The organism is Mesorhizobium qingshengii, assembly GCF_900103325.1.
GTDB lineage: Bacteria > Pseudomonadota > Alphaproteobacteria > Rhizobiales > Rhizobiaceae > Mesorhizobium > Mesorhizobium qingshengii.
The window spans coordinates 1-17,266 of sequence record NZ_FMXM01000004.1; the positions used below are offsets into that span (position 1 = coordinate 1).

The 17,266-nt window shown below is 63.3% G+C and carries 19 protein-coding genes; 7 read left to right on the plus strand and 12 right to left on the minus strand.

Features of this window, described 5'->3' with window-relative positions:
• Positions 1 to 303 (plus strand): hypothetical protein (locus BLS48_RS06745; protein ID WP_091576257.1); only part of this gene is annotated, 303 nt, incomplete at its 5' end.
• Between the two features lie 53 nt (positions 304 to 356).
• Positions 357 to 851 (plus strand): thermonuclease family protein, encoded by a 495-nt coding sequence (locus BLS48_RS06750; protein WP_091576258.1) that lies wholly within the window; start codon positions 357 to 359, stop codon positions 849 to 851.
• A gap of 462 nt (positions 852 to 1,313) precedes the next feature.
• Here BLS48_RS06750 and BLS48_RS06755 read toward each other — a convergent pair whose 3' ends face one another.
• Complete coding sequence (locus BLS48_RS06755) at positions 1,314 to 1,469, minus strand: hypothetical protein (RefSeq protein ID WP_244529530.1); 156 nt, start codon at positions 1,467 to 1,469, stop codon at positions 1,314 to 1,316.
• A 158-nt stretch (positions 1,470 to 1,627) separates the two neighbouring features.
• Positions 1,628 to 2,524, minus strand: coding sequence for a LysR family transcriptional regulator (locus tag BLS48_RS06760; protein WP_091576259.1), 897 nt, complete (start codon positions 2,522 to 2,524; stop codon positions 1,628 to 1,630).
• A gap of 108 nt (positions 2,525 to 2,632) precedes the next feature.
• Between BLS48_RS06760 and BLS48_RS06765 the strand changes: the two genes are divergently transcribed.
• Genes BLS48_RS06765 through BLS48_RS06775 form a run of 3 tightly spaced genes read left to right on the plus strand, consistent with a single transcriptional unit; the run spans position 2,633 to position 5,127 of the window.
• Positions 2,633 to 3,511, plus strand: a complete 879-nt coding sequence (locus BLS48_RS06765) for an NmrA/HSCARG family protein (protein WP_091576260.1) — start codon at positions 2,633 to 2,635, stop codon at positions 3,509 to 3,511.
• A 34-nt stretch (positions 3,512 to 3,545) separates the two neighbouring features.
• Complete coding sequence (locus tag BLS48_RS06770; protein ID WP_091576261.1) at positions 3,546 to 4,496, plus strand: alpha/beta hydrolase; 951 nt, start codon at positions 3,546 to 3,548, stop codon at positions 4,494 to 4,496.
• A 1-nt stretch (position 4,497) separates the two neighbouring features.
• On the plus strand, positions 4,498 to 5,127 hold the full coding sequence (locus tag BLS48_RS06775; protein WP_091576262.1) for an SDR family oxidoreductase: 630 nt from the start codon (positions 4,498 to 4,500) through the stop codon (positions 5,125 to 5,127).
• Positions 5,128 to 5,209: 82 nt separating this feature from the next.
• Here the strand turns inward: BLS48_RS06775 and BLS48_RS06780 are convergent, their stop codons facing one another.
• The 9 genes from BLS48_RS06780 to BLS48_RS06820 all read right to left on the minus strand — a co-directional run bounded on the left by BLS48_RS06780 (position 5,210) and on the right by BLS48_RS06820 (position 13,957).
• The gene (locus tag BLS48_RS06780) at positions 5,210 to 6,115 is read right to left on the minus strand and encodes a tyrosine-type recombinase/integrase (protein ID WP_091576263.1); all 906 of its coding nucleotides are present in this window, start codon (positions 6,113 to 6,115) and stop codon (positions 5,210 to 5,212) included.
• Between the two features lie 470 nt (positions 6,116 to 6,585).
• Positions 6,586 to 6,918 carry a hypothetical protein gene (locus BLS48_RS06785; protein WP_091576264.1) on the minus strand — a complete coding sequence of 111 codons (333 nt, stop codon included), beginning with the start codon at positions 6,916 to 6,918 and terminating at the stop codon, positions 6,586 to 6,588.
• 84 nt (positions 6,919 to 7,002) lie between these two features.
• The gene (locus BLS48_RS06790) at positions 7,003 to 8,118 is read right to left on the minus strand and encodes an ABC transporter substrate-binding protein (RefSeq protein ID WP_091576265.1); all 1,116 of its coding nucleotides are present in this window, start codon (positions 8,116 to 8,118) and stop codon (positions 7,003 to 7,005) included.
• A gap of 63 nt (positions 8,119 to 8,181) precedes the next feature.
• On the minus strand, positions 8,182 to 9,117 hold the full coding sequence (locus BLS48_RS06795; RefSeq protein ID WP_091576266.1) for an SMP-30/gluconolactonase/LRE family protein: 936 nt from the start codon (positions 9,115 to 9,117) through the stop codon (positions 8,182 to 8,184).
• 28 nt (positions 9,118 to 9,145) lie between these two features.
• The gene (locus tag BLS48_RS06800; protein ID WP_091576267.1) at positions 9,146 to 10,195 is read right to left on the minus strand and encodes an ABC transporter permease; all 1,050 of its coding nucleotides are present in this window, start codon (positions 10,193 to 10,195) and stop codon (positions 9,146 to 9,148) included.
• A gap of 19 nt (positions 10,196 to 10,214) precedes the next feature.
• Positions 10,215 to 11,711, minus strand: a complete 1,497-nt coding sequence (locus BLS48_RS06805; protein ID WP_091576268.1) for a sugar ABC transporter ATP-binding protein — start codon at positions 11,709 to 11,711, stop codon at positions 10,215 to 10,217.
• An 80-nt stretch (positions 11,712 to 11,791) separates the two neighbouring features.
• Positions 11,792 to 12,676: an NAD(P)-dependent oxidoreductase gene (locus tag BLS48_RS06810; protein WP_091576269.1), complete on the minus strand. Its 885-nt coding sequence runs from the start codon at positions 12,674 to 12,676 to the stop codon at positions 11,792 to 11,794.
• A complete protein-coding gene (locus BLS48_RS06815) occupies positions 12,673 to 13,251 on the minus strand; it encodes a gluconokinase (RefSeq protein ID WP_091576270.1) in 579 nt (192 codons plus the stop codon). Before BLS48_RS06815 ends, BLS48_RS06810 begins: the two co-directional genes overlap by 4 nt.
• Positions 13,220 to 13,957: an SDR family oxidoreductase gene (locus tag BLS48_RS06820; RefSeq protein WP_244529543.1), complete on the minus strand. Its 738-nt coding sequence runs from the start codon at positions 13,955 to 13,957 to the stop codon at positions 13,220 to 13,222. Before BLS48_RS06820 ends, BLS48_RS06815 begins: the two co-directional genes overlap by 32 nt.
• 173 nt (positions 13,958 to 14,130) lie before the next feature.
• On the opposite strand from BLS48_RS06820, the gene BLS48_RS06825 reads away from it, so the two are divergent.
• Positions 14,131 to 15,051, plus strand: coding sequence for a 2-hydroxyacid dehydrogenase (locus BLS48_RS06825; RefSeq protein ID WP_091576272.1), 921 nt, complete (start codon positions 14,131 to 14,133; stop codon positions 15,049 to 15,051).
• Between the two features lie 14 nt (positions 15,052 to 15,065).
• Positions 15,066 to 16,097, plus strand: coding sequence for an L-idonate 5-dehydrogenase (locus tag BLS48_RS06830; RefSeq protein ID WP_091576273.1), 1,032 nt, complete (start codon positions 15,066 to 15,068; stop codon positions 16,095 to 16,097).
• Between the two features lie 14 nt (positions 16,098 to 16,111).
• On the opposite strand, the gene BLS48_RS06835 is transcribed toward BLS48_RS06830, so the two are convergent.
• Positions 16,112 to 17,155: a LacI family DNA-binding transcriptional regulator gene (locus BLS48_RS06835; protein ID WP_091576274.1), complete on the minus strand. Its 1,044-nt coding sequence runs from the start codon at positions 17,153 to 17,155 to the stop codon at positions 16,112 to 16,114.
• Between the last annotated feature and the right edge of the window lie 111 nt (positions 17,156 to 17,266).

Sequence of the window (17,266 nt, forward strand, 5' to 3'; positions counted from 1 at the left end):
GGCAGCTATGACTGCACAATGGAAAAGGACGACATAGCCCTGCGCATCGAAGCGTTCGACCAGGCCAATGGCGGCGGCGTTGGCTGGTACAAGGACAAAGGTGCCTACCACCTGTACCTGCTGGCAACCGAGGTGCCGATCGCCCGTCTCAAGCCGATCGGCAGAGGCGATGAGGTCAAAATCGCCTACTGGTCACACCGGCGAAAATGGGAAGACATCGACGATATGGGAGGCTGCAGCCTGCCCCTCGATCAGGCGCTCAGCCACATCGCAACCAACAGCCTCTTCTGGACATGGACCTGACCAAAAACGTACAAAGTCGAGCTCAGTGGCCGCCTCGATAATCGCAGTGGGTTATGCAACACCGCGACAGCATTCCCGAAATCGGTGTCTCTCAATGGATCGGCCCGACGCCTGCTCCGATCGCCGGCGTCGCCTCAGTCATCGACGGTGACACGATCGAGATCCATGGGCAGCACATCCGCTTTAACGGCATCGACGCGCCCGAGAGCAGGCGGTATTGCGATGACGCCAAGGGGTTCGAATATCCTTGCGGTCGACGCCCGGCCGAGGCGCTCGACAACTTCCTTGCGACCTCCAAGCCCGTGCAGTGCGCTTTTGTCTCCTGGGATCGTTACGACCGCTTCGTGGGCGATTGCAGGCGCGCCGACGGCGCCAGCGTGGCATCGTGGATGGTCGAGCACGGTCAGGCCTTGGATTGGCCCCGCTACAGCCAGGGGGCCTATGCAGGGCAACAGGCGAAGGCCGAGGCGGCTAAGGTCGGCCTGTTTTGGCTTAAAACTGACCGTCCAGCCACTCCCGCAGTTCGCGATCCTCTTCGGTCTCGCTGACAGGCGGCGGGACAGGCCTCGTCCTAACGTACCAAATCGCAGCAACAACGCATGCCGCCCAAACACCAGCGAACATGTCTGCGATTAGCGTAGCCATTTCGTCTCCTGTAAAAAGCCCGCGCCTCTGGCGGAGAGCGCGGACCAATCGGGGCTATCATCCAAAGCAGGAGAATGCGGCACTACCCCCTGCCACAGCACGGAATGTTTCGGGAGGACTAATGTTCCGTCAAGCCGGTTTTGACGTTGCTGATCGGCATTATCGCCGGGCGCGCCGTTACGCCCCCATTTGCAGAGTTACAGCCATAATCCTTGCAATGGCCGCCGGTTTTGGAATCTTGGTCTTTATCATCGCCAGGAACTCCAGCACTTCCAAACCAAGCGGCGCAAGCGCTAGCCGGCCGGAGTGGAGGGCAGCGTCGTAAGTTGACTGGCGACAGCCTTTTGGATGGCGGCAACTGGTGATCACTCATCCGAGACGACGAGTGTTGAGCCGATCGAGGCTTCATCGACTTCCGCTTCCATCTGATCGCTGACGGGCTGGTCCTTGCCGCCGGCAAGCGGCTCGCCATCGAAGCCCTTCAGCCACGCACCGGCGAATTCGTCCCATGCCTGCGGCACAACGCGTTCCTTGCCGTCCTTGCTAGCCTGGGTTCACCGTTATTGCAGGATAGACGCCATCCGCGCCGCTCCTGAGATACAGGCAACGCGTGCGTTGAAGGGGATTGCCACCGACAGTCCTCCTTCCCCAACCCTGATGGCCGAGAGGAAAGGCCACTTCAGGGGTCAGGAACAAAAACTTTGCTAGGAAACGACCTCTCCATCACATCCAGGAAAGCGCGAACCTTCGCACCGACAAGACGTCGCGAGCTTTGGAGCGCCCAGATTTCCACAGACGGACCGGTATGAGTTCCCCAGCAAACGAGCCGGCCCGCCTCGATATCGCCTTCGACAAGGAGTTTCGGAAGCAATGCCGCGCCCACACCTGCCAGAACGGCATCGCGCACCATCAGCAGAGAAGAGAAGCGCAGGATCGGCTCGGGCTTGAAAAGGACTTCGTCCTCAAGGTCGGATTTCATGCGCCAAACAACGTTCAGCGAAGTCGCGCTCAGCAAGACCGCCTTTACGGCGCTCGCTCCGCCGCCCGGCGCCGGCTGAGGGCGCGGCATGTCCGGTGAGGCAACGATCAGGCGCTCGTCATCGAGAAAACGGCGACCGATGAGCCGTTCATCCGGTGAAGGATCGATCCGGATAACAAGGTCGTAGCCATCCTCGACCGGATCGACCTTGCGATCCTCGGCAACGATCTCAAGCTTGACCTCCGGATAGGCGAGCGCGAAGCGGGCGCCGATCCTGGGAAGCGCCACATGCGCGAAAACCATCGGAGCGCTCACCCGCAGCCTGCCTCTCGGGGTCGACGCACCCAAGACAATCGCCTCTCCCGCCTCCGCAATTTCCGCCAGCAATCCGTCGGTGCGCTCGTGAAGCGCTCGCCCTTCGTCAGTCAGTCGCAGACTTTGGGATCCACGCTCGATCAGCCGCACGCCAAGGCTATGTTCGAGTTCGCTCACATGGCGCGACAATGTCGCCTTGGATCGGCCGGAGATGCGACCGGCTCTGCCGAAACCGCCGTGGGCGGCAACGAGATTGAAGTCCGCCAAGGCCTCGAGATCCATAACGTGTTCCAATATTGAGACGAGTTGTTCCGAACATGCCATCTCCTGCTCATGATTGGAACGTTTATCTTTCTCTCGACACGCACAAACACTCAAGGAGTTTTCACAATGGCTATTTTGGTAACCGGCAGCACCGGGACGATCGGCTCCCAGGTCCTGGCCCACCTGCAGGGGCGCAACGTCGAGGTTCGCGCCCTGACGCGCTCTCCTGAAACAGCGCAACTGCCCTCGGGCGTGACCGCGGTCCGCGGTGACCTCGCTGATCCGGATTCGGTCCGCGCGGCGCTGCAAGGCGTCAGCACTCTGTTCCTGCTGGCCCCGAACGTCGCCGATGAATTGACACAGGCCATGCTGACCCTGACGGTCGCCCGCGAGGCCGGCGTCAAGGGCATCGTCTATCTGTCGGTGTTCGGCGGCGACGGCTATGCCGACGTGCCGCATTTTGCGGGGAAGTACACGGTCGAGCGCATGATCGAGGCGCTCGACCTGCCCGCGACGATCCTGCGGCCCGCCTACTTCATCCAGAACGATCTCCGTCAGAAGGACGGACTTCTGAAGACCGGCGTCTATGGCTCGCCGATCGGCAGGAAGGGCGTCTCGATGGTCGATATCCGCGACATCGGCGAAGCCGCCGCGATCGAGCTGGTTCGCCGTGAGCAGGCAGCAGCGCCGCTCGGCCGCGAGACCTACGCCCTGATCGGCCCGGACAGCCTGACCGGCGACGGTATCGCCACCATCTGGAGCGAGGCCCTCGGCCGCGCGATCCGCCATGGCGGCGACGATCTCGTCGTCATGGAACAGCGCACGAAGACCATGCTGCCAGCCTGGCATTCGCTCGACCTGCGCCTGATGTTCAGCCGCTATCAGACGGAAGGCGCGGTGGCGACCGCTGACGACATCGAGCGCTTGACCAAACTGCTCGGCCACGCGCCCCGCTCCTATGCCGCTTTTGCCAGGGATGCCGCCGCCCAGTGGGCAAACGGCTGAACCCGCACTTACCCCCCAACCAAGGAGACCTGCCATGATGACGATCCAACCCCTCTCGCCTGAAGATGCTCCAGCGGTGGCCGCGATGCGACAGGCCGCCTCGGCCCACAAAGGTGAAAAGCTCGGGCCCGAGGCACGGCCGATGTTCGACGCCATGTTTGCCGCCACGCCCGCCGCCGCGGATGTGCGGATTGAAGTGGCGACGGTCGGCGGCATCGCCGGCTTCTGGCTTCGACTGCCCAATGCACGACCGGGCGCAAGCATGCTCTATCTTCATGGTGGTGGCTATGTGCTCGGCTCAGCCGAGGCGCTCACCAACTTCGCGGGCCAGATCGCCACACGCGTTGGCGCCGATACTTTTGTCCCAGACTACCGGCTCGCGCCCGAACACCCCTTCCCGGCGGCGATCGATGATGCCGTCGCCGCCTATCGCGGTCTCGTTGCGGAGGGGGCCGATCGGATCGGGGTCGTCGGCGACTCCGCCGGCGGTGGTTTGACGCTCTCGCTGCTCTCGATTCTCGCCTCTGACAAGACCAAGGGCTTGGTGCAACCAGTCGGAGCGGCGGCGATGTCGCCCTGGACCGATCTTGCGCTCACCGGCGACAGCTTCGAGACCAGGGCGGAGGCGGATCCGATCTTCACGCGCGGCGTACTGCAGGGCTTCGCGGACATGTATCTTCAAGGCCAGGATGCCACGAACCCCAAGGCCTCGCCGCTCCATGCGGAACTCAACGGCCTGCCGCCGATCCGCATCGATGTCGGAGACCACGAAGTGCTGCTCGCGGACTCTGTCCGCTACGCCGACCGTGCGAGGGCGGCAGGCGCGGAGGTCACGTTGTCGGTGTGGGAGGGCATGCCGCATGTCTTCCAATCTTCCCTCGGCCGCTTTCTCGCGGCAGAGCAGTCGGTAGACGCCATCTGTGACTTCCTCCGCCAGCGGCTCATCGATGCTTCCCCGTCCATCAGCACACCTTCGGAGGCTTGAGATGAAAATTCTTGTATTGGGCGCCACGGGCGCAACCGGTCGGCTGATTGTCAGCAAAGCCATCGCTGAGGGGCACAACGTCGTTGCCCTCGTCCGCTCCAAGGCAAAGGCCGGGGACCTCGCCGGCGCCGAGCTCATCGAAGGCGACGCCCGCGATGCCGCAGCGCTAACCAGGGCCATCGCGGGTTGTGATGCCGTCGTCAGTTCATTGGGCACCGCCATGAGCCCGTTCCGCGAGGTGACCCTGCTTTCGATCGCGACACGCGCGCTGGTCGGGGTCATGGAGCGGCAGAACATCCGTCGTCTGGTGTGCATCACTGGCCTCGGCGCCGGCGACAGCCGCGGCCATGGCGGTTTTTTCTTTGACAGACTCCTCCTGCCCCTCATGCTGCGGAAGGTTTACGAAGACAAGGATCGCCAGGAAGATGCAATCCGTGGCAGCGCGCTCGATTGGACCATCGTTCGGCCGATGGTGCTCAACGACAAGCCGGCGCGCGGTGGCATCAAGGCGTTGACCGACCTGTCAGGCGTACATGGCGGGACGATCGCCCGAGCCGATGTCGCGGATTTCGTCGTTCAGGAACTCACTACGGATACGTGGCTGCGCAAATCGCCCCTGATCAGCTGGTGAATCGTGCCCTGCGTGGGTGGCCCGGTAGGCGGGCCCAGTAGCACGGAAAATGTCGGCAGCCTCCAGGTCCGCGCGCACCGGTTCAGCCGGGAGGCGACTTATCCTCCATCAGCGCCATCAGCCGGTCGAGCGGCCCTGCGACCGCGTGGATCGTCCGGGTCGAGACCTTGGTGTAGAGCGCGGTGGTATCGAGCTTGCTGTGCCCGAGCAGGACCTGGGTGACGCGGATGTCGACATCCTGCTCAAGCAGGTGGGTGGCGAAGCTGTGACGCAGCGTGTGCGGGCTGACGCGCTTGCGGATGCCGGCGACTTCGGCTGCTTCCTGGACCGCGCGATGCAGTTGCCGCGATGAGATCGGCGCGATGCAACTGCGTCCCGGGAACAACCAACCATGCGGAAGCATCACCCCGCGCCGCTTGCCTTCGCGCCACCACAGTCGCAGCAGTTCCAAGAGTTGCGGCGAGAGCATGGCGTTGCGGTCCCTGCGTCCCTTGCCCTGTTCGATGCGGATCAGCATGCGTGTGCTGTCGATATCATCCACCTTGAGGTGCGCGACCTCGGACACGCGCAGGCCCGCGCCATAGGCAACACCGAGCGCGGCCTTGTACTTGATGCCAGGTGCTGCTTCGAGCAGCCGCGCCGCTTCCTCAACGCTCAGCACCTCGGGCGGCTTGCGCGGATACCGGGTGACCACCAGCGCACGCGCCAGATCGCGCCGCTTCAGCGTCACCGTGAACAGGAATCGCAGCGCCGAGACCGCGCCGTTGATCGTGGCGGGGCCCACGCCGCTCTCATGCTGGTACAACTGGAAGCGACGGATGTCCTCGGGCGTCGCAGTATCGGGAGAGCGTCGGAGGAAGGCTGCGAAGCGCCGGACGTGACGAACGTAGTCCTGCTGGGTATGGGGGCCCAGGCCCCGCATGAGCATATCCTGCTGCATGCGCTGGCGAAGCGGCGTGATCGGTGCATCGATCGACAGAGTATCCATGGCAAGTTCCTCTCGTTGAAGGGAACTCCATGGTCAGATCGCGGCCTCTACCCGCTCAAGGCCTATCAATACCGCGCCATCTCAGAACGAGGCGCCCCTCCCGCGCAGCGGGTTCGTGCTTGAGGCGCATAGCTGCCTTTTCCGGCATCGGGCCGTCCTACCCTACCTACCTGAACTCAAGAAGCCGGCAACCGACCAATAAAAACCTTGGCTTACCCCTAAAGGCGCGTTACGTCGCGCCTAGGCGCCCTAGCTTGCTCGCGCTCCCATTTCGCGCGACTTGACGAGGCGGTGATGCGCCTTCAGGCACGCTGCGGCGGTTGCATCCCCATCGCAAAACGCAAAAAACCGCCCCGGTTAGACCGGGACGGTAATTGATTTATGATGAAAGTGGTTGCGGGGACACGCAACCACCGATACCGGCATTCGCCGATCGCAGCAATTGAGAGCGTTGCCAATCAAGATTCCAATCAGGCCGTTGCGTACTCATTTGCCTCGAAAACATGGTGATGCACGCGGCCAGTGAACATCTTCAGCAGTTCACCGGTCACCTCCCGACTTTGAAATCTTACGTCGGATTGAAGCGCCCGGTTGCAGGTGTCCATGTCGGGATAGCGAATGGCGAGCGCCATCGCGTAGGCGGGCGCACCTTCGTCGCGCGCCGTACCGTCGAGAACGCGCACTTCTTCGGCTCCGGGAAACTGTGTCCACAGCGGCACCAGCCGGTCCCTGACGAAGCGCCGGAATTCACTCTCTTGTCCGGGATGGATTTCACCTTCGAAGAGGGCGTAGCGAATGATCATAGCGAGGCTGTCCTGACTTTGTACGCTTGAGATGTCTGTCGGCTTTGCGGGCGCATCGGGTGATGCGCCCGCCTGCGTGCGTGCTTATTTGCCCCAGATCTTCTTGTACTGGTCGCGGTAGCCATTCTCGGGGTCGAACGCATTCTTCGGACCGCCGTCGAACTCGACATTGTCGGCCGTCACCACATGCAGCGGCGACAGATAACCCGACCATTTCTCACCAGCGATGGCGCGGTTCAGTTCGTCGACCAATTGCCAGCCCTGCAGGTTGAGCGGTTCGGCGACCGTCACTTTCTGAAACTGGCCGGCGCGGATGCGCTGATAGGCCGATTCCGAGCCGTCGCCGGCGGCGACATTGATCGGTGCGTCGGTACCGGCCTTGCCGGCAGCGGCTAGCGAAGGTCCCATGAAGTCGAAATAGAGGTCGTTGATCGCCAGCGAATGCGTCCAGGCATCACCGTATTTCTGCAGCAGCGAGGTGGTGAGCTGCGGCATGCGTTGCGAGGTCTCGGCGATCGGCGTGTCGACATATTCGAGCACCTTGCCGCCCAGCCGCTCGATCTCCGCCTTCATCTTGTCAGCCTTTGCGATGGCGATGGCGTAGGTCGAATCGGTGAAGATGACGACGCCAGGCTTGCCCTTGGCATCGGCGTAGGCCCAGTCGGCCGCCGCCGTGGAGACCTGCATGGCGTCGGTCGAGACATTGGCGAAGACGCCGCTCTTTTCGTCGGGTCCGATCACCGGTCCGGCATGCCAGGAAACCAGCGGGATGCCGGCAGCCTTCGCCTGTTCCAGCGCCGGCGCCTGCTCGACAGCGTCGAAACCGTTGATGACGATGCCATTCGGCTTCAGCGCCATCGCCTGACCGAAGGCGGCGGTGCGGCCGCCGATCGAGCCGGCGCCGTCGATCACCTTGACCTCCCAGCCGATCGCCTTGGCGGCTTCCTCGACGCCGGTGGTGACGCCCAGAATGCCGCCGTTCTTGAGGTCACCGGCGAGCACGACGATCGTCTTGCCAGGCTGTGCCTTTGGGCCGGTGGTCGGGCCGTCCCAGGCGGTTACTTTCTGGGCATATTTTCCCACCACCGCCATGGCGTCGGCCATCGCGTCTGCCCGTGCATGGCCCGCGAACAGGACTGGAGCAGCGATGGTAATGGCCATCAAGGCGACGGATGATTTCAGGAATGTTCTGCGTTGCATGTTGGTACCTCCCTTGGTTCAAAAAATTGGCTGGTCTTCCGGGACTCGACTTCGGGCGCCAGGTCACTGGCTGATCGGCCCAGCCATCGGGCCCAAACCGGCTGGATGCGCGTTGACATAGATGGAATAAAGCGACGTCTGGGCGGTGATGTAGAGGCGGTTGCGCTTCGGACCGCCGAAGCATAAATTGGAGACGATTTCGGGAACCAGGATGCGACCGATCAGCTGCCCGTCCGGCGCGTATACGCGAACCGCATCGGCGCTGGAGGCCCAGATGTTGCCATCGCGATCGACGCGAAATCCGTCGAAGAATCCTGCCTCGCATTCGGCCAAGGTGCCACGCAACCGCAGCGAACGGCCGCCCGCGGCAACGTCATAGGTCTTGATAGCCCGCGGCAGGCCCTGAACATGGCTTGCGCCGGTATCCGACACATAGAGGATGCTCTCGTCGGGCGAAAAAGCCAGCCCGTTCGGCTGCACCAGATCGGTGATGACCGCACCCACCTCGCCGGTTGCTTCGTGGAAGCGGTAGACATGGGACGCGCCGATCTCCGGTCGGGCAATCATGCCTTCATAATGGCTGTCGATGCCGTAGACCGGGTCGGTGAACCAGATCGTCCCATCAGATTTGACCACCACATCGTTCGGCGAATTGAACCGCTTGCCATCGGTGGCCTCGACAAGCGGCTGCCAGCGCCCGTCATGCTCAAGCCGGGAGACCCGCCGGCCGCGATGTTCGCAGGCGACGACGCGGCCCTCGCCATCGAGCGTGTGACCGTTCTGGTTGTTGCAATGGGTTTCGAAGACACTGACCGAGCCGTCGCTTTCGTCGTAGCGCAGCAGCCGGTCGTTGGGGATATCCGACCACAGCAAATGCTTTGCCGCGGGAACATAGACCGGTCCCTCCGCCCAGCGGCTACCGGTCCACAGCCGTTCGAGCTTGGCATGCCCGATCGTCAGCTTTCGGAAACGATCGTCCAGAATCTCGTAGTCGCTCATTCCATTATTCCCGGATGGGTTCGGCTGGTCACTTCGAGGACTGCGTTGCCGTGCTGGTCCTGTGCGCCGCGCCGCGCTTGCGCTGGGCGTAGCCGGCAATGCCGATGGCGACGAGCAGCGTCACACCGTTGAACAGCGGTTCGACGAAGAACGAGCCGCCAAACTGCTGGATGCCGGAAATGCCGACCGCGAGGATAATAACACCGGTCATCGTGCCCCAGACATTGACGCGTCCGGGCTTGATGGTGGTCGAGCCGAGAAAGGCGCCGACCAATGCCGGCAGCAGATATTCCAGCCCGACGCTGGCCTGGCCGATGCGCAGCTTGGAGGCGAGCAGCACGCCTGTCAGGGCCGTCAGGAAACCCGACGAGATGAAGGCGCCGATGACGAAGCGGCGCACCGGTATGCCGTTCAGCGCCGCGGCCTTCGGATTGGCGCCGATGGCATAGACGTAGCGGCCGATCGGCAGATATTCGAGGATGATCCACAGCGCGACGGCGATCGCCAAAACATAGAGGCCGGTGATCGGCAGCCCGAACACCATCGTGCCGTTGAGCGCGTAGAACCCGTTCGGCAGCACGCCAACCACTTGCCTGCCGCCAGTGTGCCATAGCGCCAGCGCGTAGAGCACGGTGCCGGTGCCGAGCGTGGCGATGAACGAGTCGATGCGGGCAACTTCGACCAGCAGGCCGTTGAGGAAGCCGGTCACAGCACCGAGAAGCAGCACGATGATCACCGCCAGCGGCCACGGAACGCCGAACATGGTCTGCAGGCTGATGGCGAGGATGTGCCACAGCACGATGCCGTAGCCGACGGTGAGATCGATGCGACCGGACGCCATTGGGATCATCGCCGCCAGCGACAGCAGTGCGATGATCGCCTTGTCGGAGACGATCGAGCGCAAATTGAGCAGCGTTGGAAAGGTGCTCGGCAGCAGGATCGAAAACAATAGGATCAGCAGCGCCGTCAGGATCACCAGCCCGTAGACCGGCAGCAGCCGGATGATTTTCTGCCCCAACGACAAGCCCGCCATTTCGCCGCGGGTCGGTTCGAGTGCGCTGGATTCGATCGATTGCATGGGTTCGCTCCCAGAAAAATCAGGCGGCTTCGGAAGCCGATGCCGCGGTGATCACGGCGGATGTGGTCAGGTTGTCGCCGGTGAGTTCGCGCACGATCTGTCCGCGCGAAAACACCAATGCGCGATGGCAGACGTGGGCAATCTCCTCGAAATCAGTCGACACCACGACGACGGCGAGGCCGGCTTCGAGCGCACGGCCGATCAGTCGGTAGATCTCGGCCTTGGCGCCGACATCGACGCCGGCCGTCGGATCCTCGGCGATCAGCAAAGTGCGGCCGGTGTGGAGCCAGCGGCCGACGACCACCTTTTGCTGGTTGCCCCCCGACAAAGCCTCGATTGGCAGGTTCGGATCGTTGGGGCGCAGCCCGACCGAGCTACCGATCACTTGCGCCAGCGCGGCCTCCTTGTGAGGCGCGAGAAAAGAAAACAGGCCGCGCTTGCCGGCGCCGGGATTGAGAAAACTGTTTTCGCGGATCGACAAGGAAGCCGCGATGGATTCCTCGGTCCGGTCGCGTGCGATGAGGCCAACGCCGGCCGACATTGCCGCGATCGGGCTCGACAGATCGGGCGTAACGCCATCAATGGTCACCGAGCCGGAAAAGGCCTGGCAGCCAAACAGCGCCCGGCCGACCAGTTCTTGCCCGGCGCCGCGCAGGCCGACTAGCCCGAGCAACTCGCCCTTGCGCACGTCGAACGACACCGGGCCGGCACCGGCGCAGATCAGGTCGCGGACAGCGCACACCGTCTCGCCGGCCTGCGTTTGAGCCTTGCTGAAAACCTGGCTGACTGGACGGCCGACAATCATCTCGACCAAGTCGTCCGGCCTGGTGTCGGCGACCTCCTCCTGGCCGACCAACCTGCCGTCGCGCAGCACCGCGACGCGGTCTGCGATGCGGAAAATCTCGTCGAGGCGATGCGAGACGTAGATCATGCCGACGCCGCGCTGCTTGAGCGGGCGGATGGCGTCGAACAGGCGGTCGACCTCGTCGGCGGGAAGACTGGCCGTCGGCTCGTCGAGCACCAGAACATCGGCCTCGGTGGCCAGGGCGCGGGCGATGGCGACCAGCGACTTTTCGGTGCGGGTCAGATCCTGGACACGCGTCGTCGGATCGAAATCGCAACCGACCAGTTTCAGGGCCTCGTGCGCCCGCTTCTCGGTGGAACGCCAGTCGATGAGACCCGAGCGCAGCGAAAATCCCTGGGCGAGACCGACATTTTCGCCGACCGTCATCCATTCGATCAGGCCGAGATCCTGGTGAATGAAGGCGACGGACTGCCGCTGGTTCGGCCGCGGCGGACGATGATGATAGGGCTCACCACGAAACAGGATCTGGCCGCCATCGGGCCGGTAGATGCCGGCAAGCGTCTTGATCAGCGTCGACTTGCCGGCGCCATTCTCGCCGAGCAGTGCCAGGATCTCGCCCTTGTGCAGATCGAGCGTCACGTCGAAGAGCGCGCGGGTGCCGCCGAACTCCTTGGTAATCGACTTGAACTCGATCAGTTTTTCTTCAGCCACAAAGCGTTCCTCCCGAGATCGCCAAACGATGTTATCGATAACATTTCTGAGCGTCAAGCGACAAAATCAGGGTTCTCCACTTAGCCGGTCTTGCCGTCGAGCAGGCGCATCATTTCGGCCGAATCCCTGGCCCCCAGGCCGGCGGCGCAGAGCAAGCGGTGGATCTCGACCACTTGCCCTGTCATCGGCATCGGCGTCTTTGTCTTCAGGGCAAAGGCCTGCAGCGAATCCAGATCCTTCAACATGTTGTCGATGCGGCCGGTGGCTGAAAAATCGCGGGTGGCGAACTTTGCCATGAACTCCTGCATGATGCTGGAATCGGCCCGCCCCCCCTTCAGCGCCGCTGGGATTGCCTTCGGATCGACGCCGCCGGCTTCAGCCAGTTTGACGGCCTCGGCGACGGCCTGGAACAGCACCGCGCAGAACAGCTGGTTGATCAGCTTGGTGGTCTGCCCTGCCCCACTCGGCCCCATCAACGTGTAGTTGGCGCACAGATGCTGCATGACGGTACGGGCGTGTTCGAAGTCCGCCGCCTCGCCGCCGGCCATGACGGTCAGCCGACCGGCCAGCGCACCGGGAACGCCGCCCGACAGCGGGCAGTCGAGCCATTTCATGCCGGTCTCGGCCGAGAGCTTCTTCGCCATCTCGGCGGTGTCGGCCGGGTCAATCGACGACATGTCGATGAGCAGCTTTGCGGGCGATGCCGCAGCCGCGACACCGGCATCGCCGAACACGACCGAACGCACGATATCGGCATGGTTTAGGCTGAGGATGACGAAGTCGGTCGCTCGCACTGCCTCGGCGACCGACGCAGCGGCAGCCGCACCCTTCGCGGTCAGGGCAGCAACCTTGGCCTTGTCCAGATCGAACACCGCCACCGCCTGCTTGGCCTCGATCAGGCGGGTGGCGATCGCCGATCCCATGATGCCGGCGCCGACAACGGCGATTTTTGCAGCTTGCGTCATCTCAACGAGCCTCTTTCCTTGATCCTGGCGGGGGCGATCGCGAAGGCGCCCAGGCCCTCCAGCCCCGCATCGGCAATGCTGTCGACCGGAGCGTCGATGTCCACTGTGACCACCAGCTTTTCGTCACCAGGATGTTCCAGCGCGACGAACTGGCTGTCGAGCAGCGCCGGCGGGAAGAAGTGGTCGCGGCGCGCGGCGAGCCTGGCTTGCAGCAGCGAGCGCGCCCCCTCCAGGAATATGAAAAATAGCGGCCCGCCCGCCGCATGGCGAAGCCGATCGCGATAGGATTGCTTCAGCGCCGAACAGCTGACGACGAGCCCGCGGCCCTCTTCACCGGCCTGGCGCAAGGCTGCGCCGACCAGATCCAGCCAGGGCCAGCGATCGTCGTCGGCAAGCGGGATGCCCGCCGACATCTTTTCGACATTGCCGCGCGGATGCAGCGTATCGCCTTCGACAAAGGCAACGCCAAGCCGCGCGGCGATCTCGACGCCGACCTTGGTCTTGCCGCAGCCGCTGACGCCCATCACGACGATGAGCGCGGGTTCAAAGACAGGTCGTGATGCCACCGTCGACATAGAGCGTGTGTCCATTGACAAAGGATGAGGCCGGTCCGGCCAGGAACACTGCCGCGCCGACCAGTTCGCCGACGTCGCCCCAGCGCCCCGCTGGCGTGCGGTTGGTCAGCCAGGCTGAAAATTCGGGATTGTCGACCAGCGCCTGGTTGAGCGGCGTCTTGAAGTAGCCCGGCGCGATGGAATTGATCTGCAAGCCATGCTTGGCCCAGTCGGCGCACATGCCGCGCGTCAGGTTGCGCACCGCGCCTTTCGTGGCCGTATAGGGCGCAATGTTGGTCCGTGCCAGCTCGCTCTGCACCGAAGCGATGTTGATGATCTTGCCGCGCCGCCGAGGGATCATGTGCCGCGCCGCCGCTTGACCGACAAAGAACACGCTGGAGATGTTGGTGCGCAGCAATTCGTCCCATTTGTCGGCGGGAAAATCTTCGAGCGGCATGCGGAACTGCATGCCGGCATTGTTGATAAGGATGTCGATGGCGCCGATGGTCGCCTCGATCTCGGCAACGCCATTCGCCACCGCCGCATGATCGGTGACGTCAAAGACGGCGCTATCGACCTTGTATCCCTTCGCCGTCAGCGCATGCGCAGCCGTTTTGACTTTTTCGGGGCTGCGGCCGTTAATCACGATTTCGGCGCCGTGCTGCGCCAGCCCCTCCGCCAAGGCCAGGCCGATGCCCTGCCCCGACCCTGTGACCAGCGCCCGCATGCCGGTCAAATCGAACAACGAACTGCTCAAGTGCTCCTCCCGAGGAATATCCCTGAAGCGGGATACGATTTCCACCGCGCGGCCGCCAGTGCCTATTGACATGAATGTTATCGATAACATAGTCAATAGAAAAATACAGTTGCGCGGGAGACGATGCCGTGACCGACATATTGATGACCGGCCCCTATCCGGACTGGGACATGGCAGATCTCGAAGCGAAATATCGCGTCCACAAGCTTTGGCAGGCGCAGGACAAGGACGCGCTGATATCAAGCCATTCCGATGCCATCCGCGCCATCGCGACGCGCGGCGAGCTTGGCGCCAGCGCTGCGCTGATGGCGAAACTGCCGAAGCTCGAAATCGTCTCCTGCTACGGCATGGGCACCGACGCCATCGACCTTGCCTATGCGAGGGAAAAAAGCATCCGTGTCACCAACACGCCTGATGTGCTGACCGAGGATGTGGCCGATATCGGCATCGGGCTGCTGCTCGCCGTGGCGCGCCAGATTCCGCAGGCCGATGCCTATGTGCGCGATGGAAACTGGTGCAAGGCCAACATGCCGCTGGTCACGCGCGTTTATGGGAAGAGGCTGGGCATTGTCGGCATGGGCCGCATCGGCAAGGCGGTGGCCCGGCGCGCGGCTGCGTTCGACTGCGAGATCGCCTATTTCGGCACCCGCAAACACCACGAGCTGCCTTACGACTTCATCGGTGATCTGGTCGAGCTGGCACGTCGGAGCGAGTTCCTGATGGTGACGCTGGCCGGTGGCGAAAGCACCAGGAACATTGTCAATGCAGAGGTTCTGGCAGCGCTCGGGCCGGACGGCATCCTGATCAACATCGCGCGGGGCAGCACCGTCGACGAGACCTCGCTGCTCGCCGCGCTGGAATCCGGTGCGATCAAGGGCGCGGGGCTCGACGTGTTCTGGAACGAGCCGACGATCGACGAGCGCTTCGGAAAGCTTTCCAACGTCGTGCTGCAACCCCACCATGGCAGCGGCACGGTGGAGACCCGCAAGGCCATGGGTCAACTCGTTCGCGACAATCTCGCGGCCCATTTCGGTGGCCGGACCTTGCTGACACCGGTCGTCTGAGACAGGATCACATCATGAAGTCGATCGTCATCCACGCCGCCAAAGATTTGAGGATCGAGGAGACCGATCCGGGTGTGCTTGGCGCCGGACAGGTGGAGATAGCCGTCGAAGCCGGCGGCATTTGCGGATCGGACCTGCACTACTACAATCATGGCGGCTTCGGCGCGATCCGCCTGCGCGAGCCGATGATCCTCGGCCACGAAGTTGCCGGCACGGTAGAGGCCATCGGCGGCGGCGTTTCTGCGCTGGCCATCGGTGACCGTGTCGCCATCTCGCCCAGCCGTCCCTGCAATGCCTGCCGCTATTGTCTGCAAGGCATGCAGAACCAGTGCCTCAGCATGCGCTTCTACGGCAGCGCCATGCCGATGCCGCACATCCAGGGGGCCTTCCGCCAGCGCCTGGTCGCCGAGGCGTGGCAGTGCCATAGAATAGCCGACCATGTCTCCATCAACGAAGCCGCTTTCGCCGAGCCCTTTGCGGTGACGCTGCATGCCATGAACCGCGCCGGCTCGCTGCTTGGCAAGCGCGTTCTGGTCACCGGCTGCGGGCCGATCGGCGCGCTCTGCATTCTCGCCGCGCGGGCGCATGGCGCGCGCGAAATCGTCGCCACCGATGTCATGGACGGCGTGTTGGCAAAGGCCCTGGAGATCGGAGCCGACCGCACCATCAATGTCGCGACGAACAGCGAACAGCTAGCCACCTACAATGTCGACAAGGGCAGCTTCGACGTGATGTTCGAGGCCTCGGGCAACGAACGCGCGGTACGTGCGGGACTTGATGTCCTGAAGCCTCGCGGCGTGCTCATGCAGCTCGGTCTCGGCGGCGATCTGTCGATCCCGCAGAACCTGATCGTCGCCAAGGAGATTGAGATGCGCGGCACTTTCCGTTTCCACGAGGAGTTCGCGCTCGCCGTCGACCTGATCAATCGCCGTCGGGTGGATGTCAAACCGCTACTGACGGGCGTCTATCCTCTCGACCAGGCGGTCGCGGCTTTCGAGATCGCCGGCGACCGCAACAAATCGATGAAGGTCCAGATCGCGTTCTGACCGACACCGCAACGTCAGGTGCTTTCGCGCTCGACGACGCGATAGCCGGTGAGGACGATTTCCTGGCCGTGTCGTTTCTCGTCGCCACGGATCACCTGGATCAATCTTCGGGCAGCCTGTTGCCCGATGCCATAGCAGTCGACATTCACGGTGGTGATACCGGGATGGCAGAAGGCGGCGACTTCATAGTCGCCAAAACCGGCAATGGCGATGTCCTGCGGCACTCGCATACCCCGGCGCTTGCATTCCATCAGCGCGCCGAAGGCCGAAAGATCCGAGACGCAAAGCACGGCTTGCGTGTCCGGCCAGCGTTCCAGCATGCTGACGACGGCCTGGCCGCCTTGCTCGATGGAGATGGGCGGCACGCCGAAGGAAACGAGGCGGCCGGTCGGCAGGCCGAGTTCGTCAATGGCCCTGACGAAGCCTTCGCGCCGCTGGCTGCCGCGCGTGTCGCGCGAGGTCGTACCGCCGATGTAACCGAACTTCCGGTAGCCCCTTTTTGCGAGCGTCTTGACCAGCAGACCCATCGCCTCTTCGTTGGAGAACCCGACCACCTGATCGATCGGCTTTGCCGGCAACTCCCAGGTTTCGACCACGGGAATGCCGGCGCTTTTCAGAAGGCGGCGGGCGCGATCGGTATGAGCGCCGCCGGTCAGGATGATGCCTTCCGGCCGCCGGCGCAGCATCGCCTCGATCAGCTGTTCTTCCTTCTCGACCGTATAGTCGGTGTAGCCGAGCAAGAGCTGTAGCCCCGTGCTTTCAAGCTCGTCCGTGATCCCGCGCGCCGTATCGGCGAAGTTGGAATTGTTGATCGAGGGCACGATCGCAGCGACGAACCCCGTCTTGCGCGAGGACAGGCTCCCGGCCGATTGGTCGAGCACGTAGCCGAGGTCGTTGACCGCGGTCATGATCTTTTCGCGCGTTGCCTTGGAAACGCGGCTGCCTTCCTTCAAGGCGCGCGACACCGTCATGGTCGACACACCGGCCCGCAGCGCCACGTCGACCATCGTCGGCGTGTGGCTTTCGCCCGGTCTCGATGCGGCTGCCTTGGCCATCATGCCGCTCCATCGGCCGGCTGCGGTTTGCCCAAGGAAAGCCCTAGACGCTCGGGCACACGGTCTCTGCGGCGTCCGGCATCGCTCATGAACCACCTACTGGAATCAACTTCA

Excerpts from the sequence above, each read along its gene's own strand:
- BLS48_RS06785 (WP_091576264.1), bottom strand. The coding sequence starts at position 6,918 with ATGATCATTCGCTACGCCCTCTTCGAAGGTGAAATCCATCCCGGACAA.
- BLS48_RS06815 (WP_091576270.1), bottom strand. The coding sequence starts at position 13,251 with ATGTCGACGGTGGCATCACGACCTGTCTTTGAACCCGCGCTCATCGTC.
- BLS48_RS06770 (WP_091576261.1), top strand. The coding sequence starts at position 3,546 with ATGATGACGATCCAACCCCTCTCGCCTGAAGATGCTCCAGCGGTGGCC.
- BLS48_RS06835 (WP_091576274.1), bottom strand. The coding sequence starts at position 17,155 with ATGATGGCCAAGGCAGCCGCATCGAGACCGGGCGAAAGCCACACGCCG.
- BLS48_RS06780 (WP_091576263.1), bottom strand. The coding sequence starts at position 6,115 with ATGGATACTCTGTCGATCGATGCACCGATCACGCCGCTTCGCCAGCGC.
- BLS48_RS06760 (WP_091576259.1), bottom strand. The coding sequence starts at position 2,524 with ATGGATCTCGAGGCCTTGGCGGACTTCAATCTCGTTGCCGCCCACGGC.
- BLS48_RS06775 (WP_091576262.1), top strand. The coding sequence starts at position 4,498 with ATGAAAATTCTTGTATTGGGCGCCACGGGCGCAACCGGTCGGCTGATT.
- BLS48_RS06765 (WP_091576260.1), top strand. The coding sequence starts at position 2,633 with ATGGCTATTTTGGTAACCGGCAGCACCGGGACGATCGGCTCCCAGGTC.
- BLS48_RS06790 (WP_091576265.1), bottom strand. The coding sequence starts at position 8,118 with ATGCAACGCAGAACATTCCTGAAATCATCCGTCGCCTTGATGGCCATT.
- BLS48_RS06795 (WP_091576266.1), bottom strand. The coding sequence starts at position 9,117 with ATGAGCGACTACGAGATTCTGGACGATCGTTTCCGAAAGCTGACGATC.
- BLS48_RS06750 (WP_091576258.1), top strand. The coding sequence starts at position 357 with ATGCAACACCGCGACAGCATTCCCGAAATCGGTGTCTCTCAATGGATC.
- BLS48_RS06810 (WP_091576269.1), bottom strand. The coding sequence starts at position 12,676 with ATGACGCAAGCTGCAAAAATCGCCGTTGTCGGCGCCGGCATCATGGGA.
- BLS48_RS06800 (WP_091576267.1), bottom strand. The coding sequence starts at position 10,195 with ATGCAATCGATCGAATCCAGCGCACTCGAACCGACCCGCGGCGAAATG.
- BLS48_RS06830 (WP_091576273.1), top strand. The coding sequence starts at position 15,066 with ATGAAGTCGATCGTCATCCACGCCGCCAAAGATTTGAGGATCGAGGAG.
- BLS48_RS06825 (WP_091576272.1), top strand. The coding sequence starts at position 14,131 with ATGACCGGCCCCTATCCGGACTGGGACATGGCAGATCTCGAAGCGAAA.
- BLS48_RS06820 (WP_244529543.1), bottom strand. The coding sequence starts at position 13,957 with ATGCGGGCGCTGGTCACAGGGTCGGGGCAGGGCATCGGCCTGGCCTTG.